This is a genomic window from Streptomyces sp. NP-1717, assembly GCF_022695985.1.
Classification (GTDB): Bacteria; Actinomycetota; Actinomycetes; order Streptomycetales; family Streptomycetaceae; genus Streptomyces.
Genome location: NZ_JAAPBF010000035.1, coordinates 14,304 through 40,264 on the forward strand (window position 1 = coordinate 14,304; position 25,961 = coordinate 40,264).

Below are 25,961 nucleotides of genomic sequence, written 5' to 3' on the forward strand. Positions count from 1 at the left end.
GGGGACGTCCGTACGAGAGGGCGCCTGTCGCGTGCGACGCCTGCGGCGTGCGTGCTCCTGCTGAGGACCGCCCGGGCCGAGGGCGTCCGTCAGTCCTCCTGAAGGAACTTCCTGGCCAGCTCGCTGCCCAGCCTCACCGCCGACGACCGGCTCTCGATCGGCGTGACCTCGGAGTCCTTGAACAGGATGTACGTCACCCCCGAGGGGACACCACCCCGCGCGGGATCGGGATCGATCCCCAGCGAGCGCGCGGCGGCGTACGACGCCTCCCCGACGAGCCCGGCCGGCCCGGTGTCGCCCACCACCGCGTACTCCACCCGGTCCTCGTGGACGACCGCCGCGACACCGCCGCCCCGGATGCCGGACGCGGTGTGGTTCCAGGTGCCGCTCGGCGCCGGCACCACGACGTACGGCAGCTCCTCCGCGTTCAGCCGCCTGCCGTCCGACTGCCGGAAGGCCGTGTCCTCCTGGAACCAGGGATCCGACCTCCTGTTGCAGCGGGCGGTGGCCCGACCGTCGCAGTCGACGTCCAGGTCGGCCTTCCAGAACACGGCGCCCTTCCCGCCGCACACGGGGACGTCGGCGGGCCTGCCCCGGTCCGTCCGGTACAGCCCCTTCGAGACACGCGAGCAGTGCCCGGCCTTCGCCCGCAGCGCCGCCGCGGTGACCGAGCCCTCCAGCCGGGGCGGGCCGTCGGTGGCCGTCGGACCGTCGGACTCCGGCGGGCCCTCGTCGGCAGGCAGGCCCTCGGTGGTCGGCGGGCCCTCGGCGGCCGGCGGGCCGTGAGCCTCGGTGGGAGATACCGGCGGTGGCGGCAGATGCGTCGTGTCGAGCGCCCTGGCGGGGTGCGCGGAGGCGGGCAGGGCGGACGCGGTGAACAGTACGGCGCCGACGGCGGCGTAGAGGTGTGAACGGTGGTGCACGGAGACGATCCCTTTCGGGTGCTCGAAGGCTCCTTACGGCCGGTCCTCGCGGCTCTCTATGAACAGGGCCAGCCGGCCGAGGAAGATCCGTTGCCCCGTCACCAGCAGCTCCACGGCGTCCTCCAGAGGAAACCAGCCGAGCCGGTCGAGCTCCGGGAACTCCCGCTCGACGCCCGACCCGCGCGGCCACTCCATCGTGAACGTACCGGGTACGGCGAGCGCGGGATCGAAGTCCGCCTCGACGGCCCATACGGTGACGGTCTTTCCGCCCGACTGGCGGGTCTCGCCCAGCGGCTCCCGGTCCCCGGCGGGCGGCGGATGGCCCACCTCCTCCTCGAACTCCCGGTCGGCCGCGTCCTCGGGCGTCTCGTCGGGGCCGTACTCACCCTTGGGGATCGACCACGCGGCCCGGCTGCGCCCCGCCCAGAACGGGCCGCCCATGTGTCCGATGAGCACTTCGGTGCCCGCGTCCGTGACCCGGTACAGAAGGAGTCCCGCGCTTCGCTTCCCTGACATCACGTCAGTCTGTGGGGGGTGGCGCGGGGCCGCCATCGGGGGAGCGCATGCGGGGCAGCGGACCGCTTCGAAGCAGGCCCCTCAAGGTAAAGAGTAAGTAATGGGAACGTAATGCGAGTCTCGGAGCGTTAGGGGGGTAGACGCAGTCCGAGGCCCTTCAGCGGGGCCGTCGGTGTCATCGAAGCGCAGGAGACGGCATGCCCGGAATCATCGACCGCATCAAGGCCTTCACCCGTAGCCCGCAGGGGCAGCGCGTGATCGGTCAGGCACGCGCGGCCTCGTCGGACCCGAGGAAGCGCGAACAGGCCCGCCGCCTGTTCGGCAAGCTGCGTGGTGGCAGGCGCTGACCACCGCTGACCCGGAGCGTTACGCGCGCACGGCGGGACTCGGCCTCATGATGAGGCCGGGTCCCGCCCTCGGGTGCCGGCCGCGTTGCCGTCACCGGCCGCGGAGGGGAGGGCGGTCAGAGAAGCCGCCAGAGATGGTCGTCCGTGCCGTTGTCCTCGAACTGGACCACCTGCGCGCTGTTGGCCGTCGACATCCCGTCCACGCCCAGCACCTTTCCGCTGTGCCGGCCCAGGATCAGCGACCAGCCCTCGCCCCGGTCGACCAGTTGCCAGAGGTGGTCGCCGCTCCCGTCGTCCTCGAACTGCACGATCCGTGCGCTGTTGGCCGTCGACCTGCCCTCGGCGCCGATGATCTTCCCGCTGTTCCCGTTGCGGATCAGGAACCAGCCGCCGCCCACCGGGGGCAGCTGCCAGGCGTGGTCCGCCGTCCCCGTGTTGTCGAACTGCACCACCCGCCCGCCCGCGTCGAGCGACATCCCGTCCACGCCGAGCACCTTGCCGCTGTGCTTGTTCCGTATCCGGCGGTACGGCGGCTCCGCCGTCCAGGCCCGCCCGCCGGGCGACGCGGTCGGAAAGGCGGTGATCCGCAGCCGGGCCGCGCCCATAGGGATCAGCGTCACCGGCTCGGGCGGCGCCGTGCTGCGGGCCGGACTGTCCTGGAGGGGAGCGACGACACGCTGGTCGTCGGCCACCCACTCCTCGATACGGCGCGCCGACGTGGCGATCCGGACCGGCGAGCCCTCGTGGGTGAAGGGGTTCGCGGCCAGCGGTCCCTCGTCGGCCGTGAACCGCAGTCCTCTGAGCGGGTCCGGCGCGAGACCGACGTTCCACGGGGTGGTGGGGTGCACCGAGAGTTCGGGGAAGTCCTCGGTGCCCGCGAACCGTTCGTACCGCTCGCCGATCTTCAGTGAGTACGTGAGCGGTCCGTGGTCCACGCTGACGGAGCCGTGGTTGTCGTCCCACGTGCGTACGGTGGTGCGCTGCGGCAGCCGCAGCGTCACCCGGTCGCCGTCGCGCCACTCGCGCGTGACCTTGAAGAACCGGGGCCCGCCCGGCACGTCCACGCGCCGTCCGGCGACCGTGAGCCGCGGATCCGCGCACCAGCCGGGGATCCGCAGACAGAGCGGGAAGGTCACCCGCCGGGGCGTGGTGACGGTGAGGGTGACGGTCTCCTTGAACGGGTAGTCGGTGTCCTCGGTGACGGTGATCTCCGTGCCGTCGGCGACTTTCGCGCGCACCTGGCTCGGCGCGTACATCGCCGCCGCGAGTCCCCGGTCGGGCGTGGCCAGCCCACAGCTCCTCGGTGAAGTAGGGCCAGCCCATACCGTAGTTGTGCGGACAGCAGCGGTAGGTGTCGATGCCCGGCTTGTACGCCTGCATGGCGAAGCCGTTCTGGAACTGGCCCTGGTTCTTGGTGGTGTTGTCCAGCTCCACGCCGTTGGCGCTGGTGATGTAGTGGATGCCCCGGCCGTGCGGGTCGGTGGCGGCCGGCAGCAGATTGAAGGCCAGTTCCTCGCAGCGGTCGGCCCACATCGGGTCGCCGGTGATCCGGGTGAGCAGTTCGTGGCTGGCCATGAACTCGACCGTGCCGCAGGTCTCGAAGCCCTGGCGGGGGTCGTCGAAGCCGGGGCGGGAGTTCTCGTCCCCGGCGAAACCGCCGCCGGGGAACTGGCCGTAGGTGCCCATGACGGAGGAGTAACTCCGGTACGTGGCACGGGTCAGCTCCGCCGAGCCGGACCGCAGCGCGTACTGGGCCGGCTCACGGAAGCCCTGGGCGATGTTGACGTTGTGCAGGTCGGGGAAGTTGTCGACCCAGTCGGCGCCGTGGGTGTGCATCTTGTCGGCGAGATCGAGCAGGAAGGACTCGCCGGTGCGGTTGTAGAGCCAGAAGGCGATGTCGAGACCGTCGCCCCAGCGCTTCGACACCCAGCTTGAGTTGAAGGCGCCGGGGCCCTGCGCGTTCATGTAGCGCAGGAACGGCACGACGAACGGCACGACGCGCTCGTCCCCGGTGAACTCCTCGTGCGAGCGCAGCGCCTGGAGCAGCGGCAGATACGGCCAGAAGTCCGGACCGCCGTTCAGGGCCGTACGCAGCCGGGCCGGGCCGAAGAAACCGTCGGGCTGCCGGGTGGCGATGATCGCGTCGATCCAGCGGCGGGCGGTGGCGAGGGCCGCCTGATCGCCGGTGAGGGCCGCCAGGTCCACATAACCGCGCAGCCAGTAGGTGACTTCCTCCCAGCCTGCCTTCTCCGGGTGCACCCAGCCCGATTCGTCGAACCGCAGGAAGTGCGAGACCTCGGCGTACCGGCCGAAGAGACCGTCGAGCAGCAGACGCAACTGGCCGGTCAGCCAGCCGCGCGGGGTCACGCTGCCCAGCGGCAGTTTCTGGAACGCGGTCGGGGCGAGCGGTGCGGCGTTCGGCGTGTACCAGCCGCCGCGTGCCGGGGTGACGGCCGCGGCTGTCGGCGCGAGCGGCCCCAGCAGACCCGCGCCACCGATCGCGAGGGCGCCGGTGCCGAGGAAATGTCGTCGGTCGAGCGTCATTGGGTCTCCCGTCCACAAGCATCGTCGAAGGTCTGTACAACGTTGGAAACGGCGGCAGTTGGCATCACAGCACGGCGCCTGAGCCGTGTCCAGAGAGCTGACCCCGGCTTCTGCCGGGCGCGCCGCATCCACCGGTACATCCAAGGACGCGGCCGTCCGGCGGGGCGGGGACAATGGCCTGGTGACCTACCGCTACGACGTACTCGGCGCCACCCGGGCCTTCGCGCCGGACGGCTCCGAGGCGCGGATCAGCGGGGCGAGGATGCGCGCGCTGCTGACGGCGCTCGCCGCCGGGGGCGGCCGTACGGTCACCGCCGGCCGGCTGGCCGCGCAGGTGTGGGACGACGACACCCGCAAGCCCCCCGCCGACGAGTCGGCCGCGCTCCAGGCCCTGATCGGGCGGCTGCGCAAGGCGCTGGGCGGCGCCGCGATCGCCTCCCGGCCGGGCGGCTACCGGCTGGTGGTGGAGCGCGACGACATCGACCTGTTCCGCTTCGAACGGCTCGCCACCGAAGGCGCGTTCGCGCTGGACGGCGGCGACGGCGCCCGCGCGGCGGCCCTGCTGGACGAGGCGCTGGCACTGTGGCGCGGCGAGGCGCTCGCGGATCTGCCGGGCCGCGAGAGCGACCCCCTGGCCGTACGCGCGCGTCAGCGCCGCGCCGAGGCGCGCCGCAACCGCCTGACAGCCGATGTCCGCCTCGGCCGGCCCGAACGTGCCCTGCCGGGACTCGCCGCACTCGCCGCCGAAGCACCGCTGGACGAGCCCTTGCAGGCGACCTGGATCGGCGCGCTCCGCTCGGCGGGACGCCGGGCGGAAGCCCTCCAGGCGTACGACGAGATCCGCACCCTGCTGGCCGACCGCCTGGGCACGGGCCCGGGCAGGGAGCTGCGACTCCTCCACGCGACACTCCTCTCGGACGACGAGACGGACGCCGATGCCCTGACGGGCGACGGGACCGGGGGCCTTGCCGAGTCGCGGGGCGCCAGGGACGGCGGGGTGCGCTCGCGCGAGCCGGCCCGTCCGGGCGAGGGCGTGGCCCACTCGCGCGGGGAGGACGTTTCGCGCGGCGGGGTGAGGTCCTTCGGCGAGGCGCGGACCGGCCGGGACGATGTCCGGAACCGGGCTGCGCCCTCCGGCGACTCGGATGATGCGGCGGGGCTCGGTGCGGCTGCCACGCGGGAGGGAGTGGCGCCCTCCGGCGGTGAGGGCGGGGTGTTCTCGGACGGCCCGGACGGTGCCCGGCGGGCTGCCGCGTACTCGCGCGAGGCGCCGGCCGCCCGGGACGGCGACGCGTTCGTCCCGGAGCAAGACGCCGTTCGGGACGGTGCGGGGCAGGGTGTGGTGGCGGCCTCCCGTGAGGTGGCCGCCACCTGGCGCCCGGACGCGCCCCGCGCAGCCCCCGGGCCCGGGAATCTTCCTGCCCGGCTCACCTCCTTCGTCGGGCGTGAGGACGAACTCCGCACGCTCGAAGAGCAGTTGTCGGCGCGTCGGCTGACCACGCTCACCGGGCCCGGGGGCGCCGGAAAGACTCGGCTCGCCTTCGAGGCCGCCGAGAGCGCGGCGCGCGGCGGTGCTGTGTGGCCGGACGGGGTGTGGGTCGCCGAGCTCGCCTCCCTACGGGAGCCGGGTGACGTTCCCGAGGCCGTACTGACCGCACTCGGGGGGCGTGAGACGGCGGTGCGGGGTCCCGGTGGCGCGGAGGGCGCCGCGGCCGGACCGCTCGCCGGGCTCGTCGAACACTGCGGGTCCCGCCGGCTGTTGATCGTGCTGGACAACTGCGAGCAGGTGATCGGTGCCGCCGCCGGACTCGCCGAGACCGTTCTCACCCGCTGCCCCCACGTGACCGTCCTCGCCACCAGCCGCGAGCCGCTGGGGGTGCGCGGTGAGTTCCTGTACGGAGTCGGACCGCTGGGCCGGCCGGCGGCGCTGCGCCTGCTCGGTGAGCGCGGCGCGGCCGCCCGGCCCGGCTTCCGTACCGACGACGACACAGCCGCGTGCGAGGAGATCTGCCGCAGGCTCGACGGTCTGCCGCTCGCCGTCGAACTGGCCGCCGCCAGGCTGCGGTTGTTCACCCCGCGCCAGCTCGCCGACCGGCTCGACGACCGCTTCCGGCTGCTGGGCGCGGGCAGCGGCAGCAGGACCGTGCTGCCGAGGCAGCAGACCCTGCGCGCCGTCGTGGACTGGTCGTGGGAGCTGCTGACCGAGTCCGAACGCGCCGTGCTGCGCAGGCTCTCCGTCTTCGTGGGCGGCTGCGCACCGAGCGAGGCCGAGGAGGTCTGCGCCGGTGGTGACGTGCCGGTCTTCGACGCACTCGCCTCTCTTGTCGACAAGTCGCTTGTCGTGGCCGTGCCCGGCGGCCCGGACGGCATGCGCTACCGGCTGCTGGAGACCGTCGCCGAGTACGCGGCCGGGCGGCTGGACGAGTCGGGTGAGCGGACCGCCGTCGAACTGCGGCATCTGCGCGCCTACCGCGAACTCGTACGCGCCGGTGAACCCGAACTGCGCGGCCCCCGCCAGTCCTGCCGGCTCGCGCAGTTCGAGCGGGAGCACGACAACGTACGGGCCGCGCTGCGCGCCGCGGTCGCCGGCGGGGACGGGCGGCCCCGCGAACAGGACGCGCTGTGTCTCGTGCTCTCCATGAGCTGGTTCTGGCAGTTGCGTGGTCATCAGCGCGACGCCCGCGACTGGTCCGGGGCCGTCGCCTCTCTGGGACCCGACCCCTTCGCGCCGCCCGTCCGGCCCGCCGTACCGCTCGCAGCCCCGAGTATCGACCTCCCGCCGCCCTGGTCGGTCGAACAGGTGTGGGAGGCCAGGCGTGGTGTGCGGCTGGTGAGCTTCGCGAGCGGCGGGGGAGAGAAGGACGAGGCGGGCCGCACGCCGGACGAGGCCTCGCGGTCCCGGGGCAGCGCCGACACGCTCGAACAGCTGACCAAGGTCGTCGCCGCCTACCGCCCCGGCATGCCCCAGGTCTGCCGGCAGCCCGGCGTCATGTGGTTCTTCGCCGGGCTGCTGGCCGGTGAGTGGCGGAGCATGGGCGAGACGCTGGACGCCCTGGTGGACGCCTGCCGGGCTCTGCCCGGCCGGGGCTGGGACCTCGGCCTCGCGCTGACCCTGCGCGGGAAACTGCTCGAGGCCGCGCCCGGCACCGAGGACCGGGCGGTGCGGGACGCCGACGAGGCGGTCACCCTGTTCGAGCAGGCCGGTGATCTGGTGATGCTCGCCGAATCCCTCTCCGCCAGGGGCGAGTCGTACGAACGGCGGGGCCGCTACGAGGAGGCCGCAGCGGACTTCGAGCGGGCCATGGAGAGCTGTGCGCTCATCGGTGTGCCCGTCCAAGTGTCGCTGTTCAAGGCGCGGTTGGCGGCCGTACGGCTGGAGGCCGCCACCGGCCGTGAGGCGGCCGAGGCCGCCGAGCGGCTGCTGCTGGAGGCGGTCGAGGAATCCCGCGGCCAGGCGGGACGCACCGGCGGCACGGCCCGCCTGCTGCTCGCCGGCCGATACGGCCGTACCGGCCGGACCGCCCTCGCGCGGGACCAACTGACCACCCTGGAAGACGAACCCGGCTTTCGTGAGCACACCCTCCAGCTGGGTCTGACCGAGGGCCTGCACGGCTGGCTCGACTGTCTCGACAGCACGTACGAGCGGGCCCTGGGCCATCTGCGGGAATCGGTGCGCCTGTTGGACAGCCTGGCCCATCTCGTGGCGCCTCAGCTGATGACAGTTCAGTTCCTCTGTGCCGCCTGGGCGAAGTCCGGGACCGGTCAAGCCGCCGACGGGGCACGGCTGTTGGGGGCGTACGGACGGCACACCGGGCTCGCGGAGAAGTTCCTCCTCCATCCCTACCCGGCCGGCTACGAACGGGAGATCGCCCGGCGTGCCGAGGCCGAGGTGCGGGCCGTGCTCGACGACGGGACATGGGCGCGCGCGTACGCCGAGGGCGGCGCCCTCTCCGTGCGGGAGGCCGCCGCCCTCATCTGATGTTCCCGGCTCCGCTCAGGACCGGTCGGCCAGCCGCTCCCTGGCCTCCGCGAGATCGGCATCGGTCGGCGCGTCGTCGTGCGTGAGACGGCGTCGCCAGTAGCCGGTGAAGTGGACCGAGCGCCTGTCGAGGCCGCGTTCGCCGACCAGATGACGGCGCAGCGCCCGCACCGTGTCCGCCTCGCCACCGAGCCAGGCGAACACCGAGCCCGCCGGGAACACCGCCGCCCGCACGGCCTCCACCAGCGCGGGACCGCCGCCCGCCGCCGCGTCCCCGGCCGCCGCGTCCCCGGCCGAAGGGGCTCGGTGCAGCCAGTGCACCGTCACCTCACCCGCCGACTCGAACCGCTGCTCCTCCGCGGCGTCCCACACCTCCACGTACGCCACCGCACGCGCCCCCGCCGGCAGCGCCTCGACGATCGTGCCGATCGCCGGCAGCGCCGACTCGTCACCGGCCAGCAGCATCCAGTCGGTGGTCCCGAGCGGTACGGGCTCCGTGAAGTACGCGGACGGGCCGAACATGCCGAGCACGTCCCCGGGCCCGGCCGACCGTGCCCACCGGGTCGCGGGCCCCTCGACGGCGCCCCCGCCCCCGCTGTCGGCGGCGTCGGGTCCCTCGTGCAGGACGAAGTCGACGTCGACCGTGCCCCGTTCCGCGTCGTGCGCGCGGATCGTATAGCTGCGCATCCAGGGCCGCTCGTCCTCGGGGATCGCCTGGAACGCCCCGTACCAGCGCATCACGTCCCCGTCGGCGCCGGGTTCGGGGAGCCGGGGAACGCTCTGGCCCGGCCTGGGGAAGTAGAGCTTCACCTGCTGATCGGGAGCCTCGTACGAGAAATCCGCCAGCGCGGGACCGCCGAGGGTGACGCGGACCATGCGCGGCGAGAGCCGGCGTACGGCGGAGACCTCCACGGTCCGTACCGGCAGGGCCGGAGCGGGGGGCCGCCCGGCGGGCGTGTCTGTGTGACGTGTCATACGGAGAAGGTCGCAGCCGCCACCGATACGCCACCGACACGCCGCCTACACGGCCGTCGCGCCGGCTACAGCGCCGCGGCGACCGCGTCCACGAACCGCGCGTGCCCCCGATGGCTGCGCGGCGCCTCCGGATTCCACGCCACGGTGCGCACCCGCTCCCGCAGCGCGCGCCACTGGCGGTCGCCCTTGAGCGTGTCGGGCATGGCCGCGTTCGCCCGTACGTCGCTCAGCACCAAGTCCGGTTCGAGCGCGAGCGCCCGCGACCAGCCGGTGGTCAGCCAGTTGCCGCCCGCGCCCTGTCCGGGATCGAGCAGATCGACACCGAGCTCCGTCAGCGCCCGCAGGTCCGGCCAGGTGCCGGGCCGCGCGAGATGGACGGTGCCGGGCCCGGCGGCCGACAGGGCGAGCACCCGGGCCGCGGCGGGCCGCGCGGTGAGCGTACGGAGCCGGGCCTCCGCCCACTCCAGATCCTGCGCGTCGGGCTCCCGCGGTGCGCCCAGCGAGCGGGCGAGCGCCGTGAACCGGTCCCTGATCCCGTGCAGCGGACGGTCCCTGCCCACATCGACCACGACCACGGGCACCCGCTCCTCCAGACGCTTGGCCGCCTCCGGGTCGATGCCGTAGATCTGACCGCCGCCGTAGCTGACGGCGACCAGGAGGTCGGGCCCGGCGGCGACGACGGCATCCGGGTCCACCGAGCTGCCCGCGCCGAAGTCCCGGATGCTGGCGAGCGGCAGCCCGCCCGCCTTCGCGGGGTCCGGGGAGTCGCCGTCGTGGTGGGAGCCGAAGACGCCCATGGGCCGCAGACCGTGGTCCCACAGGGTCGCGCCCGCCTGTACGTAGGCCACCACCCGGACCGGCGGACGGTCCGCGACGGTCAGATGGCCGCGATCGTCCGTGAACTCCCAGCCTCCGTGCGAGGACATGGCGTCGCCTCATTCCGCTCTCGTGGTGCGGTACGTGAGTGTGACCCTGCCCGGCGGACCGCGCCGGGACTCCAACCGTACGACGGTCAGGGCTCGATGAGACCGGCCCGGATGGCGTAACGGGTCAGCTCGACCCGGTCCTTGAGCCCCAGCTTCTGGAGCAGATTGGCCCGGTGGCGCTCCACCGTCTTGGCGCTGATGACGAGCAGGTCGGCGATCTCCTTGGACGAGTGGCCCTCGGCGACCAGTTTCAGGATCTCCTCCTCCCTCACGGTCACCGCCTTCTCCGGGATGCTCTCGCCCCGGCGCACCCGGTCCAGGTAGTTGCGGATGAGGGCGGTGACGGCGCCGGGATAGAGGAACGGCTCGTCGCGCATCGCCGCCCGGCACGCCTCCAACAGGTCGCGGTCCGCGACCGACTTGAGCACGTAGCCGCTCGCGCCGGACTTCAACGCCTCGAAGAAGTACTGCTCGTTGTCGTACATCGTGAGGATCAGGATGCGTGTGTCCGGCAGCAGCCTGGAGAGTTCGCGGGCGGCCTGGAGGCCGGTCATCCGGGGCATCGCGATATCGAGGATCGCCAGATCGGGGCGGTGTTCGCGGGCCATCTCGATGGCCTCGGCGCCGTCGCCCGCCTCCGCGACGACGGTCAGGTCCGGCTCGCCGTCGAGGATCAGCCGCACCCCGCGCCGGACGAGGGCGTGGTCGTCGGCGAGCAGGATGCGCGTCGGCGGGGGGTCGAGGGCGGCACCGGGGCCGGAGCCGCCCTCGGAGCCGGAACCGGAACCGGAACCGGAACCGGGACGGGGACCTGAACCGGGGCCGGAGCCGTGTCCGGAAGTGGATTCGGTCATGACAGTCTGTGGCTCCCGTTCGTCAGATGCGTCGCCGGTCCGACATGGGCGGCGGGCACGTGCAGCCGTACCTCCGTACCGCCGCCCGGCGCGTCACCCACCGACACCTCGGCGCCGATCAGCAGCGCGCGCTCGCGCATGCCCCGGATTCCGGCGCCCTCCGGGGCCGTACCGATCCCGCGTCCGTCGTCCCTGACCAGCAGTTCGAGTCCGAGCGCGCCGTGGTGCAGCGCCACCGCGACCTGGCGGGCCCGCGCGTGCCGGATGATGTTGGTCAGCCCCTCCTGCGCCACCCGGTAGAGGACCAGCTCCACCTCCTGGTCCAGCGGGGGCAGATCGCTGTCGAAGCTGCGCCTGACGGCGAGTTCGGTGTGTGTGGTGGTCTCGTTCGCCAGCGCCTTGAGCGCGCTGATCAGCCCCAGCTCCTCCAGCACGCCGGGGCGCAGCCGGCGGGCGATCCTGCGGATCTCGTCCAGGCTGTCCCGGGTGGTCTCCTGCACCTGGAGCACCTCGTCCCGCAGCGGTTCCGGCGCCCGGTCGGCGACGCGCCGCAGTTCGAGCAGGACGGCGGTCAGGGTCTGGCCGATCTCGTCGTGCAATTCCTGGGCGATCCTGCGGCGTTCGGCCTCCTGCGCGGAGAGCGCGAGCGCGCTGCTGGCCGCGCGTTCGGCCTCCAGCCGGTCGAGCATCGTGTTGAACGTCCGGATCAGCTCGGCGATCTCCCCGTGTCCCGACACGGCCGGCCGGGGCCCCGGCCGCAGCAGATCGGTGGTGGTCATCGCGCGGGTGAGGCGCTGGAGCGGCCCGAGTCCGATCCGCAGCAGCGCGGCGTTCGCGATCAGCATGGCGACCAGACCGGCGGCCATGATCATCGCCTCGGTGAGCAGGACCGGCGTGGACACCGTGACGGGGCCGAGCAGCAGCAGCGCGGTCGCCGCGAACAGCACGGCGGCGTTGAGCAGGAAGATGCGCCAGAACAGGGACACGGAGTACGGCCTCCTCGGGGTGGACCTCCCCACTATCGCCCTTACGCGCCGTGAGTCCCGGCCACCCCGGGGCGATCTGCATGTCCCCCACCCCCGGATACATGTTCCACACCCCCCGATATGGGTGCCGGCACCGATGGTGACGGCCCCCCACGGCGGGTGATCGTGGACACAGACATCAGGCGGGTACGGGGCGGTCGGGCAGCCGGCCGCCCGGAGCGGCGTGGCACACCGGGGGGAAGCGTAGATGGGCATCACGGCCTGGCTGGCCGTCGGGGTGTTCGCGGGTGTCTACGTCCTGATCGCCACCGAGTGGGTCCACCGCGTGAAGGCCGCTCTCGGCGGCGCGGTCATCATGCTGGCGCTCGGGGTGACCGATGCCGAGCACGCCTTCTTCTCCGAAGAGGCGGGCATCGACTGGAACGTCATCTTCCTGCTCCTCGGTATGATGCTGATGGTCTCGGTGCTCAAGCGGACCGGGGTCTTCGAGTTCATCGCGATCTGGGCGGCGAAACGCGCCCGCGGCAAGCCCTACCGGCTCATGGTCCTGCTGATCCTGGCCACCGCGGTGTTCTCCCCGTGGCTCGACAACGTGACGACCGTCCTGCTGATCGCACCGGTGACGATCCTCGTCTGCAAGAAGCTCGGTCTGCCGGTCGTTCCGTATCTGATCGCCGAGGTGATGGCGTGCAACATCAGCGGCGCCGCCACCCTGATCGGTGACCCGCCCAACATCATCATCGGCTCGCGCGCCGGACTCTCCTTCAACGACTTCCTGCTGCACATGACACCGATCGTCGTGGTGCTGATGGTGGTCTTCGTCCTGATGAGCCGCGTGATGTTCCGCAAGGCGTTCCGCTACGACCCCGAGCGGGTCAAGTCCGTGATGGAGATGGACGAGCGCGCCGCCATCACGAACCCCCGGCTGCTCAAGCTGAGCGGGGTCGTCCTGCTGGCGGTGATGGCCGGCTTCGTCCTGCACACCACGTTGCACATCGAGCCCTCGGTCGTCGCGATCACCGGCGGGCTCGTCCTCCTCGCCCTGTCGCGGCTCGACGCCGAGGAGGTGGCGCGCGACGTCGAGTGGGAGACGCTGGCGTTCTTCACCGGCCTGTTCGTGATGGTCGGCGCGATGGTGCGGATCGGGGTCATCGGGGATCTCGGCGAAATGGCGGCCGAGGCCACCGAGGGCGAACTCCTCGGTACCTCCATGGCGTTGATCTTCGGCTCGGTCGTCCCTTCGGCCTTCATCGACAACATCCCGTTCGTCGCCTCCGTCAGCCCGATCGTCTCCGAGATCGTCTCCTCGGCTGGCGGCACGGAGGAGGCGGGCATGCTCTGGTGGTCCTTCGCGCTCGGCGCGGACCTCGGCGGCAACGCGACGATCATCGCCTCGTCGGCCAACGTCGTGGTCGTCGGCATCGCGGAACGGGAGGGCCACCACATCTCGTTCTGGCAGTTCAGCCGCTACGGACTGGTCGTCACGGCGGTCACGACCGTCATCGCCGCGATCTACGTGTGGCTGCGCTACTTCGTCCTGGCCTGATCCCTGCCCGCCAGGGCGCGACGCCACGCGGCGCCGTCCACGGCACCGCACCGACCCGGGGGAGGAGGTTCCATGCACGCCCCCGACGAAGACCGGACTCTCGACGACCTCGCCGAACGGCTGCAACGCGACGACCCGCGGTTCGCCGCCGCCTTCGCGCAGGGCCTGCCCTGCCGTCCCCGGGAGTACCGGCGCGGCGTCGCGTGGCTGACACTCGCCGTCGGGCTCGGGCTGCTCGGGATGGGCATCGTGTTCGGACACGGGCTGCTGCTGGCGGGCGGGCTCGTGGTGTCCGGGGCGGCCGGGCATCTCTTCGACCCGAACCGGGAGCACATACGGCGCGGTACTCCGCCGCCCTCCTGACCCGCGTTCCGACGGCGTTCCGACCCGTGACCTGACCGGTGTCCTGGCCGCTGCTCCGGGCCGCGCGGGCGGCCCGGCGGCCCGCGCGGTACGAGCGGCCGCGCGTGAATAAGCGCCAATACCCTCACCTATCACCGCAATAAGCCCATTTAACTTTACGTTAAAATAGCTAACGAGTTGTCGCCGCTCTGTTGAGCGTTGGGCTGCTCATTGCCGATCGGTGGTCGAGGCGGAGGGGCGACTCATGGACGAGCGCACCCGTCCCCCCTTAGCGTCGGAGCCGGCCGCCGGGGACTGACGGGCCCCTGCCGCGCCGCATGGTGGAGAATTCCCCCGCAAGGGGCCATCGCGCCCGCACACCGCCAACGCATGCCCGCATGGAGCGCCTTCCTATGGAGCACACCGCTCACGTCAGCAAGACCGCCCTGCCCGGAGTCGGTACCCGCTACGACCTGAACACCGACTCGGGCCGCCACATCTCGGTCGTCGTGCACCAGGACGGGCGCCGCATCGTCGGCTTCCACGACCCCGAGGACGACGACAACTGCAAGGACTCCACGCCGCTGGCCCCGTACGAGGCGACGGCACTGTCCAAGCTCCTGATGCCCGACCCGGTCGGGCATCTGCACCAGCACCTGGAGATCGACCTCGTCACCGAGCACATCCCGATCACCAAACGCTCCCCCTTCGCAGGACGCACGCTCGGCTCCACCCAGGCCCGCGCCCGCACCGGCGCGTCCATCGTCGCCGTCCTGCGCCGCACCGACGCCGTCCCCTCGCCCACCCCGGACTTCCGCTTCGCACTGGGGGACACGCTCGTCGTCGTCGGCACCAGGGAAGGCGTGGACGCCGTCGCCGAATTGATCACCGGAGGATAAACGCCCGTGCACGACACGACCGCGCTGCTCATCGAACTCGGGGCCGTCATCCTCGGCCTGGGCCTGCTCGGCCGGCTCGCCGGGCGGGTGGGCTTCTCGCCCATCCCGCTCTACCTGCTGGCGGGGCTCGCCTTCGGTCACGGCGGCCTCATCCCCATGGCCGCCAGTGAGGAGTTCATCGCCACGGGCGCCGAGATCGGTGTCATCCTGCTCCTCCTCCTGCTCGGGCTGGAGTACAGCGCCTCCGAACTCGTCACCAACCTCAAGACGCAGTACCCCTCCGGCATCGTCGACTTCGTCCTGAACGCGACTCCCGGCGCCGTCGCCGCGCTCGTGCTCGGCTGGGGTCCCGTCGCCGCCGTCGCGCTCGCGGGCGTCACCTGGATCTCCTCGTCCGGCGTCATCGCCAAGGTGCTCGGCGACCTCGGCCGGCTCGGCAACCGCGAAACCCCCGTCATCCTCGGTGTCCTGGTCATCGAAGACCTCGCGATGGCCGTCTACCTGCCGCTGCTCACCGCGCTGCTGGCCGGACTGAGCCTCGCGGGCGGCAGCCTCACGCTGCTCATCTCGCTCGGCAGCGTCGGTGTCGTGCTGTACGTCGCGCTGCGCCACGGCCGGCTGATCAGCCGCGCGGTCTCCTCCGACAACCCGGAGATGCTGCTCCTCGTCGTCCTCGGCCTCACCGTGCTGGTCGCGGGCGTCGCCCAGGAACTCCAGGTCTCGGCGGCCGTCGGCGCGTTCCTCGTCGGCATCGCGCTCTCCGGGGAAGTGGCCGAGGGCGCCCACAACCTGCTCGCGCCGCTGCGCGACCTGTTCGCCGCCGTCTTCTTCGTCTTCTTCGGACTGAACACCGACCCCGCCGCCATACCGCCGGTCCTCGTGCCCGCCCTGATCCTGGCCGTCGTCACCGCGCTGACGAAGATCGCCACCGGCTGGTACGCCGCGCGCAGAGCGGGAGTGAAGGCAGCGGGCCGCTGGCGTACGGGCGGCACGCTCGTCGCGCGCGGCGAGTTCTCCATCGTCATCGCGGGACTGGCCGTGGGTGTGGAGCCCCGGATCGGACCGCTGGCCACCGCCTATGTGCTGATCCTGGTCATCCTCGGCCCGCTGGCCGCCCGTTGGACCGAACCGCTCGCCCGGCGCTTCGGCCCGAAGCCCTCGCCGAGTGCCTCGCCCAAGGCGTCGCCGGTCGCGGAGCGGCCCGTCGCCGAGGGGGCCGTCGCGGAGTCGGCCACCGCGGAGGCGCCCATCGCCCCGGAGCCGACCGACACGGCTCGTTCGCACGGCTGAGGCCCGGCCCGGGGCCACGGCCCGGACACGCCGAAGGGGTTCGGAGCGCGCGTCACACGCTCCGAACCCCTTCGAGTGCCGCCACGGGCGAGCCGGACAGGGCCTCGGCTCAGACGCCGACACCGAAGTCGGCGGCGATGCCCGACAGGCCACTCGCGTAACCCTGGCCGACGGCGCGGAACTTCCACTCGGCGCCGTTGCGGTACAGCTCGCCGAAGACCATGGCCGTCTCGGTCGCCGCGTCCTCGCTGAGGTCGTAGCGCGCGAGTTCCGTGCCGCCGTCCTGGTTCACCACCCGGATGAACGCGTTGCGGACCTGGCCGAAGCTGTGGCCGCGGCTCTCGGCGTCATGGATCGACACCGGGAACACGATCTTGGTGATCTCGGCGGGTACGGCGGCCAGGTTCACCTTGACGACCTCGTCGTCGCCCTCGCCCTCACCGGTGAGGTTGTCCCCGGTGTGCTCGACCGAACCGTCAGGGCTCTTGAGGTTGTTGTAGAACACGAAGTTCTGGTCGGTGCCGACCTTGCCGGCCTCGTTGACCAGCAGCGCGCTGGCGTCCAGGTCGTAGTCGGTACCGGTCGTCGTGCGGACGTCCCATCCGAGACCGACCAGGACTGCTGTCAGCCCCGGCGCCTCCTTGGTGAGCGAGACATTGCCGCCTTTGGACAGGGAAACTCCCACGCTGCTCCTCCTGAGTTGAGCTGGTGACGCGAATAAAAATCTTCAACACTGTAGAAGTGTGTGCGGAGCTGCGAAGCCGCCACGCCGGGGCTGCGCCGGATGGCTCCGGGCGAGAGCGGGCGGAGGGAGACGGCGTGAGGGAACAGAGCGGAGCGGACGGCCCGGGCGATCGCCCGCGGCGGCGCGGCCAGGGCGAGCTGGAGGCCCAGGTCCTCGCCGTGCTGCGGCAGGCACCGGGGCCGGTCAACGCGGGCTGGGTGCTCGACCGGCTCGGCGGGGACCTGGCGTACACGACGGTCATGACCATCCTGACCAGACTCCAGGCGAAACGGGCCGTCACCCGTGAACGGGTGGGCCGGTTCTTCGAATGGTGCGCGACCTCCGACGAGGCGGGGCTCGCCGCACTGCGGATGCGCCGTGTGCTGGACGCGGAGTCGGACCGTGAGGCCGTACTGGCCAGGTTCGTCACCACGCTCTCGCCGGACGACGAACGGCTGCTGCGTGACCTCCTCGGTCTTCCCGAGGACGGGACGGAGGGCTGAGCCGGATGGGAGTGTTCGTCCTGCTGCCGTTGCTGCTGCCGCTGACCGCGGTCCCGGTCGCCCGCCTCGCCGAACGGCATCTCCATCCCCGGGTCGCCACCCGGCTGCTGTCGGCGCTGGCCGCCGTACTGGCCGTGTGCAGCACGGTGTGCCTCGGGCTGCTGGTCGTCGTCGGTACGGTGCAGCTGCCCGGCCATCCGCTCCCCGACGCCTGGGCCGACCGGGAGGCCCCCACCACCGCGCCGTACGAGGAGGCCGCGGGCAAGGGCGCGGTCGTCGCGCTGCTCGCCGTGGCCGTGTCGTGGTCCACCTCGGCCCGCAGACACCGCCGTGTCCGCCGCCGGGCCGAGGACGCGCTCGCCGGTGTGCCGGACGGAGAGCTGGCCGTACTGAACGACGAGGCGGCGTACGCGTACGCGCTGCCGGGCGTACGGAACGGGCCGGCGGTCCGCGCGTGGTTCACCGGTGGCCGCTCCGTGCGGGACGGGACCTCCCCGCGCGAGGTGACCTCCGGGGGCCGGATCGTCGTCTCCACGGCCATGCTCGCGTCTCTGGACGCCGACGAACGCGCGGCGCTCGTCGCCCATGAACGGGCCCATCTCGCCGGCCGTCATCACCGCTATCTGCTTCTCGTCCGCTTCGCCGCGCGGGCCAACCCGCTGCTGCGGCCGCTGCGTTCGGCCGTCGCCTACGCGACGGAGCGCTGGGCGGACGAGGAGGCGGCCCGGGTGACGGGCGAGCGGCGGGTGGTGGCGCGGGCCATCGGCAAGGCGGCGCTCGTCTCGCGCGGCACGCCCACCCCGACGCTGGCGGGCTTCGCGGCGCCGGGGCCCGTACCGCGCCGGGTGGCCGCGCTGCTGGAGCCGGCGCCGTCGGCCGTACGGTGGCCGCCGGTCTTCACCGCGGTGGGTCTGGCGGCCTGGGCGGCGGCGGCCGGGACGCTCGGATCGGCGCTCTCCTCCGCGAACGCGACGGTGACGCTGCTCCTCGTACTGAAGGCGGCCGGCCCGCTGTGAAGCCGGCCGGCCGGGTCGCGCGGCTCGTGGTCCGCGCCTGTCCCGATCGCCGGACGGGCCGCGTACGCAGCGCGTCCGGCGATCGAGGACGAACCGGCCACCGGCCGGGCCCGCGATACTCCGCCGGGCGGGACCTCGCGGACAGACTCTGGGGCGTGTCCGCAAAGTCCCGCCTGGCCCGCGATGCCTGGCACGGCACCTCGCCGCGTTGTCGGACCCGGCCGAGTAGGGCCGGTCCGTCCACAACGCCGATCCTCCGCCTCGCGATGCACCGCACCAGCCGCCGCCGGCCCCGCCCTGCGGGCGGACGGCGCTACTTCGCGGACACCCCCTAGACGTCGAACTCCTGCGGCTGGAGGTCGAGCGCGAAGCACGCCTCACGTACGACGGCCCGCTCCTGCGCGTCGAAGTTGCCGTCGGCGCCGCCGATGATGATGCCGATCTGGATGACGGCACGCGCCTCCGCCGGCTTCTTCTTCGCCTTCGCGACTTCCTGGAGCACGCCGACCTTGCCGATCGCCATGTCGGCGACGAGCTGGTTCAGATAGTCGTCGAAGCGCCTCTGCAGATCGGCGGGCGGGAAGTTCCGCAGCACGTCGTTGCTGGTGATCAGCTGCGTGACGCGCTGACGCTCGGCCTGGTCGATGGAGCCGTCCGCCGCCGCGACCAGTGCGCACATCGCCATGCTGGCGTCACGGAACGAGCCGCTCTTGAGGTCGTTCTTCTTCGCCTCCAGCTGGGTCTGCATCGTCTGGGCGGATTCCTTGATGCGATCCCACAGGGCCATGAGTGCTCCGTATGTCTCGGACTGTCCGTACCGGAGGAAGGCCGGCACGGACAGTGCTTGTTTCTACAGTGGTGTAGAAGTTACCAGGTCTCGGGGAGCGGACCCTCGGACTCCCGCCACATCGGCGGCTCGGCCGGCGTGTGCGGTACCGGTTCGAACAGCACCGCGCGTACGACACTCGGCGCGAACAGCGCACTCAGCGGCGCGGAGAGGTGCAGCACGGCACGGAACGCCTTGCCGACGTCCGGATTTCCGCCTGCCCGCCGCTGCACCCGCTCCAGATACCAGGCCGCGGGCCGGTCCACCGCGCGGGTCCGTGCCGCGTCGCCGACGACACCGGGCATCTCCTTGTCCGCCCCGGAGGAGATGTCCCACGCCGGCCGCGCGGAGTCGAGGAGCGCCCGCTGCACACGCCGGGTGGTGGGCGTATGGCGCCGGTCCGCCAGCGTCTCGCGCAGCGCGACGGCGTTCAGGGCGGCGACGGTCATTCCCTGCGCGTAGACCGGGTTGAAGGCGCACAGCGCGTCGCCGACGGCGAGGAAACCGGCCGGACGGCGGCCCGGACGGTCGTACCGGCGGCGGATGTTGGCCGTGTTGCGGAACGCGCGGACGGGCGAGTCCGGCTCGGCCCGCCTCAGCCACTCGTACAGGAACTTGTGCGGGAGCCGCATGGTGAAGTCGGCGAACTCCGCCTCGTCCGAGGGGGGTTCGCCCCCGCGCACCCCCGAGAGGGTGACGAGGTAACGGCCGTCCTCCATCGGCAGCGCGACGCCGCCGCTCACCTGATTCGGGTCGGGGACGACGTAGTACCCGACGGTGTCGGTGATGCCCTCGTTGTCGCCGGGACGGTAGACCCGGGAGGCGTAGGCGAGCCCGCTGTCGAGCGTCTCCTCGTGGGGAGGCTCGGCGCCCACGGCCGCGAGCCACTTGGGCGCCCGCGAGCCGCGGCCGGAGGCGTCCACGACCAGATCGGCGGTCAGCGCCCGGGTGACGACGCCTTCGCGGGTGGCCTTGGCGCCGGCTCCGCGCTCCCGCAGCAGTACGCCGGTCGTGCGGACCGCGTCACCGAGCAGGCCCACCACCTCCGTGCCCTGCACCGTCTCGATGCGTGTGTCCGTCAGGACCCTGCGGCGTACGAGCCATTCGAGGAGCGGCCGGGACGCCGTGAGGAGATGGGTGGTGGAGGGCGTACGGCGATACCAGATGCCGGACTGCCACTGCACCATGTCACCCGGCATCCCGACCTCGGGCGCGCCGTGCTCCCGCAGCTCGGCGACGATCCCAGGCAGCAGCGTCTCCAGCGCCGACTGGCCCCCGGCGAGCAGCACATGGATGTGCCCGCTCTGCGGGACACCGGGCCGTGCCTTCGCCTCGTCGGGGAACCGGTCGCGCTCGACGACCGTCACCCGGTCCGCGTGGGCGGCGAGCACCTTCGCCGTGAGCAGGCCCGCGATACCGCCGCCGATCACCACCGCGTGCCGGGCGGGGCGGCCGGTGTGCCGATGGGGCGGGATGCGCTCCCCGGCATCGGGCGCCGCCAGGCCGTCCACGTCCTCGTCCATACTCATGTCTCCCGTTTCGTGCGGCAGTTGATCGTGAGCGTCCAGTATGTCGAAGTCGGCTCACGGTCCGGACGTCCTCCGGTCGAGGCCGTGCCGCACGCGGTTGACGCGCTCTACGCGGCGTCGGGTCCTGCCGGTGCGGTGTCCGACTCGCGGAGCGCCTCGGTGAGCCAGTCGACCCACATCCGCTCCAGATCGATCCCGGCGCGCAGCACCAGATGGCGCAGCCGGTCCGCCTCCGAGGGCTCGCCGGCGCGCGGCTCCCGGAGCCGCCGCTCCGGCCGCCGCTCCGTGCCCCGCTCCGGCTCCCGCGGCGAGAAGTCCCGCGCCTCGATGTCCCGGTACTCGGCCAACTGGCGCTCGTGCAGGGCGAGATGGCGGCGCAACTCGACGGGGAGTCCGTCGGTCCCGACGACCGCCGCCGCCCGCATCCGCAGCAGCAGCGGGTCCCGTACGGGCTTGGGATCCTCCCTCCCCGCCACCCATCCGGTCAGCTCCTCACGACCGGCCTCCAGCACCTCGTACTCCTTCCGCCGCCCACGGACCGGCTGCTCCGGCGCCAGGGCGCGGATGTGTCCCGCCTCTTCGAGCCTGCCCAGCTCCCGGTAGATCTGCTGGTGCGTCGCCGACCAGAAGTAGCCGATGGAACGGTCGAACCGGCGGGTGAGCTCCAGGCCGGACGAGGGTCTTTCCAGGAGAGCGGTGAGGATGGCGTGGGGGAGGGACATGACCGCATCCTAGAAGTAACGGCCGCCGGTCAGATCGTGGCGGCCAGCCGGGTTCCCTGGTCGATGGCGCGCTTGGCGTCGAGCTCGGCGGCGACGTCCGCGCCGCCGATGAGATGCGGGGCGGCGCCGGCCGCGCGGAGCGCGTCGTACAGCTCACGCCGCGGTTCCTGCCCGGCGCACAGGACGACCGTGTCCACCGGCAGGACGGCGGGCGAGCCGTCGACCGTCAGATGCAGACCCTCGTCGTCGACGCGGTCGTACACCGCGCCCGCGATCGTGGTGACTCCCCGGTGCCGCAGTTCGGTGCGGTGGATCCAGCCGGTGGTCTTGCCCAGTCCGGCGCCCACCTTCCCGGTCTTCCGCTGGATGAGATGGACCGTCCTCGGCGGCTTCGGCCGTACGGGCTCCCGCAGTCCGCCGGGGGAGCGGTAGCCGGTGTCGACGCCCCACTGCCGGAAGTAGGCGTCCGCGTCGAGGCTCGCGCCTTCGCCGCCGTCGGTGAGGAATTCGGCGACGTCGAAACCGATGCCTCCGGCGCCGATGATCGCGACGCGCTCACCGACGGGGACGCCGCCGCGCAGCACGTCGAGATAGCTGACCACGCGGGCGTGGTCGATGCCGGGGATCAGCGGCGTACGGGGGGTGACACCGGTCGCGACGACGATCTCGTCGTATCCGGTCGCCCCGTCCGTCAACTCCCGTGCCGTCACGAGGGTGTTGAGGCGGACATCGACCGCGAGCCGGGCGAGCCGGCCGCGGAAGTAGCGCAGCGTCTCGCCGAACTCCTCCTTGCCGGGGACGCGTCGGGCGACATTGAGCTGTCCGCCGATCTCGTGCGCCGCGTCGAACAGCGTGACCGAATGGCCGCGTTCGGCTGCCGACACCGCGCACGCCAGCCCCGCGGGACCGGCTCCGACGACGGCGACACGCTTGACGCGTCGCGTGGGGGAGAGGACCAGCTCCGTCTCGTGGCAGGCCCGTGGATTGACCAGGCAGGAGGTGATCCTCCCGCTGAACGTGTGGTCGAGACACGCCTGGTTGCAGCCGATACAGGTGTTGATCCGGTCGGCGTGCCCCTCACGCGCCTTGGCGACGAAATCGGGATCGGCGAGGAAGGGGCGCGCCATCGACACCATGTCGGCACGCCCGTCGGCGAGCAACTGCTCGGCGACCTCAGGGGTGTTGACGCGGTTGCTGGTGATCAGCGGTACGGAGACCGACCCCATCAGCGCCTTGGTGACCCAGGTGTACGCGCCGCGCGGCACGGACGCGGCGATCGTCGGGATCCGGGCCTCGTGCCAGCCGATCCCGGTGTTGATCAGAGTCGCGCCCGCGGCCTCGATCTCCTTGGCCAGGGTGACCACTTCGGCGAGCGAGGAGCCGCCCGGCACCAGATCGAGCATCGACAGCCGGTAGACGAGGATGAAGTCGGGACCCACGCGCTCCCGGATCCGGCGGACGATCTCCACGGGGAAGCGGATGCGGTTCTCGTAGGCGCCGCCCCACCGGTCCTCGCGCCGGTTGGTCCGCGCGGCGATGAACTCGTTGATCAGATAGCCCTCGGACCCCATCACCTCGACACCGTCGTACCCGGCCAGCCGCGCCAGCTCCGCCGCCCGTACGAAGTCCTCGACCGTCTCCTCCACCTCGTCGTCGGTGAGGGCGTGCGGCACGTGGGGGCTGATGGGGGCCTGGAGCGCGCTCGGCGCCACCAGGTCCGGGTGGTAGGCGTACCGCCCGAAGTGCAGGATCTGCATGGCGATCCGGCCGCCCTCGGCGTGCACCGCCGACGTCACCTGACGGTGCTGCTCCGCCTCCGCCTCGGTCGTGAGCCGGGCGCCGCCCTCGTACGGCCGGCCCCGGTCGTTGGGCGCGATGCCGCCGGTCACCATCAGGCCGACGCCGCCACGGGCACGGGCGGCGTAGAAGGCCGCCATGCGCGCGAAGCCGTTCTCGGCCTCTTCCAGGCCGACGTGCATCGAACCCATCAGCACCCGGTTGGGCAGGGTGACGAAGCCCAGGTCGAGAGGGCTGAACAGATGGGGGTACGGGCTCATGGGGGGCTCCTCGCGCGACGGCTGCGCTCCAGTAGTAGCCCGGCCGCCACACTTTGTGCAACCAGTTGCACAAAGTGTGGCCGGTCTCTCGCCCATCGCTCCCCGAAGCCCCGCCGGGGTGTCAGACCTTGCGGTAGTCGTACGCCTCCGAGGCCGCCGCCTCCACCGCGTCCAGGTCCGCGCCCGCCGACGCCGTGACCAGGGCCGCGACGGCGCCTTCCACAAAGGGCGCGTCCACCAGCCGTGCGCCGTCCGGGAGTTCGTCGCCCTCGGCCAGCAGCGACTTCACGGTCAGCACGGCGCTGCCCAGATCGACCAGGAGCGCGACACCCGCGCCGCGGTCCACCTCGGCGGCCGCCGCCGCGATCAGCTCGGAACTCGTGCCGAGCCCGCCGTCCGGAGTGCCCCCGGCGGCGGCCACCGGAGCGGTGGTACCGCCGCCCGCGAGTCCGACGGCCAGCTCGGCGACGGCCTCGGCCACCGCCCGGCTGTGCGACACCAGCACGACGCCGACCGGCTTGCCGGTACTCATTCGCCCGCCGTCGCGGCCAGGGCGGCGATCAGCAGCGCCGAGGACGTGGCGCCCGGATCCTGGTGCCCGATGCTGCGCTCACCGAGATAGCTGGCCCGGCCCTTGCGGGCCTGGAGCGGCACGGTCGCCACCGCGCCCTCGTCCGCCGCGGTCGCCGCCGCCGCGAACGACGTGCCGAGCGCGGCCACCGCGGGCTCCAGCGCGTCGATCATCGTCTTGTCCCCGGCCTTCGCGCCGCCCAACTGCGCCACGGCGGCGACCCCGGCGCCCAGCGCCTCGGCCAACCGCGCGTGCGTGACCTCGGCAATATCGCCGAGCTCCTTGCCCGTACGCCGCAGCAGCGTCCCGTACAACGGCCCCGAGGCGCCGCCCACCGTGGAGATCAGCTGCCGCCCCGCGAGGATCAGCGTGGCGCCGGGCGTGTCCGGCGGCTCCGACTCCAGCGCCGCGGTCACGGCCCGGAAGCCGCGCTGGAGGTTGCTGCCGTGGTCGGCGTCACCGATCGCCGAGTCGAGCTCGGTGAGACGGGCCGCCTCCCGCTCCACGTCGGCGGCCGCCGCCCGGAGCCAGCGGCGGAAGAAATCGACGTCGAGCACCGGCTCGGAATCCTGGTCGGACACAAGGTCTCCTCGAAGAGCGTCGGGCGTACGTGTCGGACGTACGTGCCTGCGGGACCGGCGGGACCGGGCGGCTCAGCGGCCCCAGCGCAGTGCGGGCGTCTGCACCGGCGCGTCCCAGAGCCGCAGCAGATCCTCGTCGACCTGACAGAGCGTCACCGAGCACCCGGCCATGTCGAGCGAGGTCACGTAGTTCCCGACGAGCGTACGGGCCACCGCCACGCCCCGCTCGGCAAGCACCCGCTGCACCTCGGCGTTGAAGCCGTACAGCTCCAGCAGCGGCGTCGCCCCCATACCGTTGACCAGCGCGATCACCGGGCCCGACGGGTGCAGGTCCTCCAGCACCGCGTCCACCGCGAAGTCCGCGATCTCGCGCGAGGTCATCATGGCGCGCCGCTCACGCCCCGGCTCGCCGTGGATGCCGATGCCCAGCTCCAGCTCACCGTCCGGCAGATCGAAGGTCGGACTGCCCTTGGACGGCGTCGTCACGGCGCTGAGGGCGACACCGAAGCTGCGCGCGTTCTCGTTCACCTGCCGCCCGATCGCCTCGACCCGCTCCAGCGGGGCACCCTCCTCGGCGGCGGCGCCGGCGATCTTCTCGACGAAGAGCGTGGCGCCCGTGCCGCGCCGGCCCGCCGTGAACAGGCTGTCGGTCACGGCGACATCGTCGTTGACCAGCACCTTCCCGACGCGGACGCCCTCGTCCTCGGCCAGTTCGGCCGCCATGTCGAAGTTGAGGACGTCGCCGGTGTAGTTCTTGACGATGAACAGCACCCCCGCGCCACTGTCCACGGCGGTGGCGGCCCGCAGCATCTGATCGGGCACCGGACTGGTGAAGACCTCACCCGGACAGGCGGCGGAGAGCATCCCGGGCCCCACGAACCCGCCGTGCAGCGGTTCGTGCCCCGAACCGCCGCCCGAGACGAGCCCCACCTTTCCCTCGACGGGCGCGTCCCGGCGTACGACGACGCGGTTGTCGACATCGACGGACAGATCGGGGTGCGCGGCGGCCATTCCACGCAGCCCGTCGGCGACGACGGTCTCCGGCACGTTGATGAGCATTTTCAAGGGGTTCCTCCTGGGAAGAGTTACCAGCCAGGCTTCCGAGCCGGGATCTACCTGGTCAGCCGGTGCGCGAGGGACCTGACCGGTCGTCAGGCCGCATCCGGCCTGGCTTGCCCAGGGCCGGCGCGCACTCAGTATCGAAGAGGCAGGCGCGATCGTGAAGCCTGGCGCGCTGGCATCCGTCGTCCGCGATCACGAGACTCGCGGCAAAACCGCGTTCATTCCCGGACCGCCGGGCTTCAC

The 25,961-nt window shown here is 72.4% G+C and carries 22 protein-coding genes and 1 pseudogene; 8 read left to right on the plus strand and 15 right to left on the minus strand.

The window, feature by feature from the left end; translation table 11 throughout:
• Positions 1-89: 89 nt before the first annotated feature.
• Both GXP76_RS10690 and GXP76_RS10695 read right to left on the minus strand, forming a co-directional pair.
• Positions 90-923: a glycoside hydrolase family 75 protein gene (locus tag GXP76_RS10690; protein ID WP_242571226.1), complete on the minus strand. Its 834-nt coding sequence runs from the start codon at positions 921-923 to the stop codon at positions 90-92.
• A gap of 33 nt (positions 924-956) precedes the next feature.
• Positions 957-1,439 (minus strand): NUDIX domain-containing protein, encoded by a 483-nt coding sequence (locus tag GXP76_RS10695; RefSeq protein ID WP_242571227.1) that lies wholly within the window; start codon positions 1,437-1,439, stop codon positions 957-959.
• A 197-nt stretch (positions 1,440-1,636) separates the two neighbouring features.
• Between GXP76_RS10695 and GXP76_RS10700 the strand changes: the two genes are divergently transcribed.
• The gene (locus GXP76_RS10700; protein ID WP_167756268.1) at positions 1,637-1,786 is read left to right on the plus strand and encodes a hypothetical protein; all 150 of its coding nucleotides are present in this window, start codon (positions 1,637-1,639) and stop codon (positions 1,784-1,786) included.
• A 116-nt stretch (positions 1,787-1,902) separates the two neighbouring features.
• Here the strand turns inward: GXP76_RS10700 and GXP76_RS10705 are convergent.
• A pseudogene (locus tag GXP76_RS10705) lies at positions 1,903-4,330 on the minus strand (beta-L-arabinofuranosidase domain-containing protein).
• Between the two features lie 181 nt (positions 4,331-4,511).
• Between GXP76_RS10705 and GXP76_RS10710 the strand changes: the two are divergent.
• Positions 4,512-8,309: a BTAD domain-containing putative transcriptional regulator gene (locus tag GXP76_RS10710; RefSeq protein ID WP_242571228.1), complete on the plus strand. Its 3,798-nt coding sequence runs from the start codon at positions 4,512-4,514 to the stop codon at positions 8,307-8,309.
• A 15-nt stretch (positions 8,310-8,324) separates the two neighbouring features.
• Here the strand turns inward: GXP76_RS10710 and GXP76_RS10715 are convergent, their stop codons facing one another.
• The 4 genes from GXP76_RS10715 to GXP76_RS10730 all read right to left on the minus strand — a co-directional run bounded on the left by GXP76_RS10715 (position 8,325) and on the right by GXP76_RS10730 (position 12,050).
• On the minus strand, positions 8,325-9,284 hold the full coding sequence (locus GXP76_RS10715; RefSeq protein ID WP_242571229.1) for a siderophore-interacting protein: 960 nt from the start codon (positions 9,282-9,284) through the stop codon (positions 8,325-8,327).
• A gap of 65 nt (positions 9,285-9,349) precedes the next feature.
• Positions 9,350-10,210: an ABC transporter substrate-binding protein gene (locus tag GXP76_RS10720; protein ID WP_242571230.1), complete on the minus strand. Its 861-nt coding sequence runs from the start codon at positions 10,208-10,210 to the stop codon at positions 9,350-9,352.
• An 86-nt stretch (positions 10,211-10,296) separates the two neighbouring features.
• Positions 10,297-11,064: a response regulator transcription factor gene (locus GXP76_RS10725; RefSeq protein ID WP_242571231.1), complete on the minus strand. Its 768-nt coding sequence runs from the start codon at positions 11,062-11,064 to the stop codon at positions 10,297-10,299.
• Entirely contained in the window at positions 11,061-12,050 is a 990-nt protein-coding gene (locus tag GXP76_RS10730; protein WP_242571232.1) for a HAMP domain-containing sensor histidine kinase, read from the minus strand. Before GXP76_RS10730 ends, GXP76_RS10725 begins: the two co-directional genes overlap by 4 nt.
• 247 nt (positions 12,051-12,297) lie before the next feature.
• Here GXP76_RS10730 and GXP76_RS10735 point away from each other — a divergent pair, with 247 nt between their 5' ends.
• From GXP76_RS10735 to GXP76_RS10750, 4 genes are all read left to right on the plus strand, one after another.
• Positions 12,298-13,596, plus strand: a complete 1,299-nt coding sequence (locus tag GXP76_RS10735; RefSeq protein ID WP_242571233.1) for an SLC13 family permease — start codon at positions 12,298-12,300, stop codon at positions 13,594-13,596.
• Positions 13,597-13,668: 72 nt separating this feature from the next.
• Positions 13,669-13,959 carry a DUF3040 domain-containing protein gene (locus GXP76_RS10740; protein WP_242571234.1) on the plus strand — a complete coding sequence of 97 codons (291 nt, stop codon included), beginning with the start codon at positions 13,669-13,671 and terminating at the stop codon, positions 13,957-13,959.
• Between the two features lie 392 nt (positions 13,960-14,351).
• Positions 14,352-14,837 carry a cation:proton antiporter regulatory subunit gene (locus tag GXP76_RS10745; protein WP_242571235.1) on the plus strand — a complete coding sequence of 162 codons (486 nt, stop codon included), beginning with the start codon at positions 14,352-14,354 and terminating at the stop codon, positions 14,835-14,837.
• A 6-nt stretch (positions 14,838-14,843) separates the two neighbouring features.
• A complete protein-coding gene (locus GXP76_RS10750) occupies positions 14,844-16,127 on the plus strand; it encodes a cation:proton antiporter (RefSeq protein WP_242571236.1) in 1,284 nt (427 codons plus the stop codon).
• A gap of 109 nt (positions 16,128-16,236) precedes the next feature.
• On the opposite strand, the gene GXP76_RS10755 is transcribed toward GXP76_RS10750, so the two are convergent.
• Positions 16,237-16,812 (minus strand): TerD family protein, encoded by a 576-nt coding sequence (locus GXP76_RS10755; RefSeq protein WP_242571237.1) that lies wholly within the window; start codon positions 16,810-16,812, stop codon positions 16,237-16,239.
• A gap of 134 nt (positions 16,813-16,946) precedes the next feature.
• On the opposite strand from GXP76_RS10755, the gene GXP76_RS10760 reads away from it, so the two are divergent.
• Both GXP76_RS10760 and GXP76_RS10765 read left to right on the plus strand, forming a co-directional pair.
• Positions 16,947-17,354: a BlaI/MecI/CopY family transcriptional regulator gene (locus tag GXP76_RS10760; RefSeq protein WP_242571238.1), complete on the plus strand. Its 408-nt coding sequence runs from the start codon at positions 16,947-16,949 to the stop codon at positions 17,352-17,354.
• Between the two features lie 5 nt (positions 17,355-17,359).
• Entirely contained in the window at positions 17,360-18,370 is a 1,011-nt protein-coding gene (locus tag GXP76_RS10765; protein WP_242571239.1) for a M56 family metallopeptidase, read from the plus strand.
• 331 nt (positions 18,371-18,701) lie between these two features.
• Here GXP76_RS10765 and GXP76_RS10770 read toward each other — a convergent pair whose 3' ends face one another.
• From GXP76_RS10770 to dhaK, 7 genes are all read right to left on the minus strand, one after another.
• Positions 18,702-19,157, minus strand: coding sequence for a tellurite resistance TerB family protein (locus tag GXP76_RS10770; RefSeq protein WP_078078742.1), 456 nt, complete (start codon positions 19,155-19,157; stop codon positions 18,702-18,704).
• 80 nt (positions 19,158-19,237) lie between these two features.
• Positions 19,238-20,725: an NAD(P)/FAD-dependent oxidoreductase gene (locus tag GXP76_RS10775; protein WP_242571240.1), complete on the minus strand. Its 1,488-nt coding sequence runs from the start codon at positions 20,723-20,725 to the stop codon at positions 19,238-19,240.
• A 107-nt stretch (positions 20,726-20,832) separates the two neighbouring features.
• Positions 20,833-21,447, minus strand: coding sequence for a PadR family transcriptional regulator (locus GXP76_RS10780; protein WP_242571241.1), 615 nt, complete (start codon positions 21,445-21,447; stop codon positions 20,833-20,835).
• A gap of 29 nt (positions 21,448-21,476) precedes the next feature.
• Complete coding sequence (locus tag GXP76_RS10785) at positions 21,477-23,504, minus strand: NADPH-dependent 2,4-dienoyl-CoA reductase (protein ID WP_242571242.1); 2,028 nt, start codon at positions 23,502-23,504, stop codon at positions 21,477-21,479.
• Positions 23,505-23,625: 121 nt separating this feature from the next.
• Complete coding sequence (locus GXP76_RS10790; RefSeq protein WP_242571243.1) at positions 23,626-24,036, minus strand: PTS-dependent dihydroxyacetone kinase phosphotransferase subunit DhaM; 411 nt, start codon at positions 24,034-24,036, stop codon at positions 23,626-23,628.
• Positions 24,033-24,632: a dihydroxyacetone kinase subunit DhaL gene (gene dhaL / locus GXP76_RS10795; protein WP_242571256.1), complete on the minus strand. Its 600-nt coding sequence runs from the start codon at positions 24,630-24,632 to the stop codon at positions 24,033-24,035. Before dhaL ends, GXP76_RS10790 begins: the two co-directional genes overlap by 4 nt.
• A gap of 96 nt (positions 24,633-24,728) precedes the next feature.
• On the minus strand, positions 24,729-25,721 hold the full coding sequence (gene dhaK / locus GXP76_RS10800; RefSeq protein ID WP_242571244.1) for a dihydroxyacetone kinase subunit DhaK: 993 nt from the start codon (positions 25,719-25,721) through the stop codon (positions 24,729-24,731).
• Positions 25,722-25,961 lie beyond the last annotated feature (240 nt).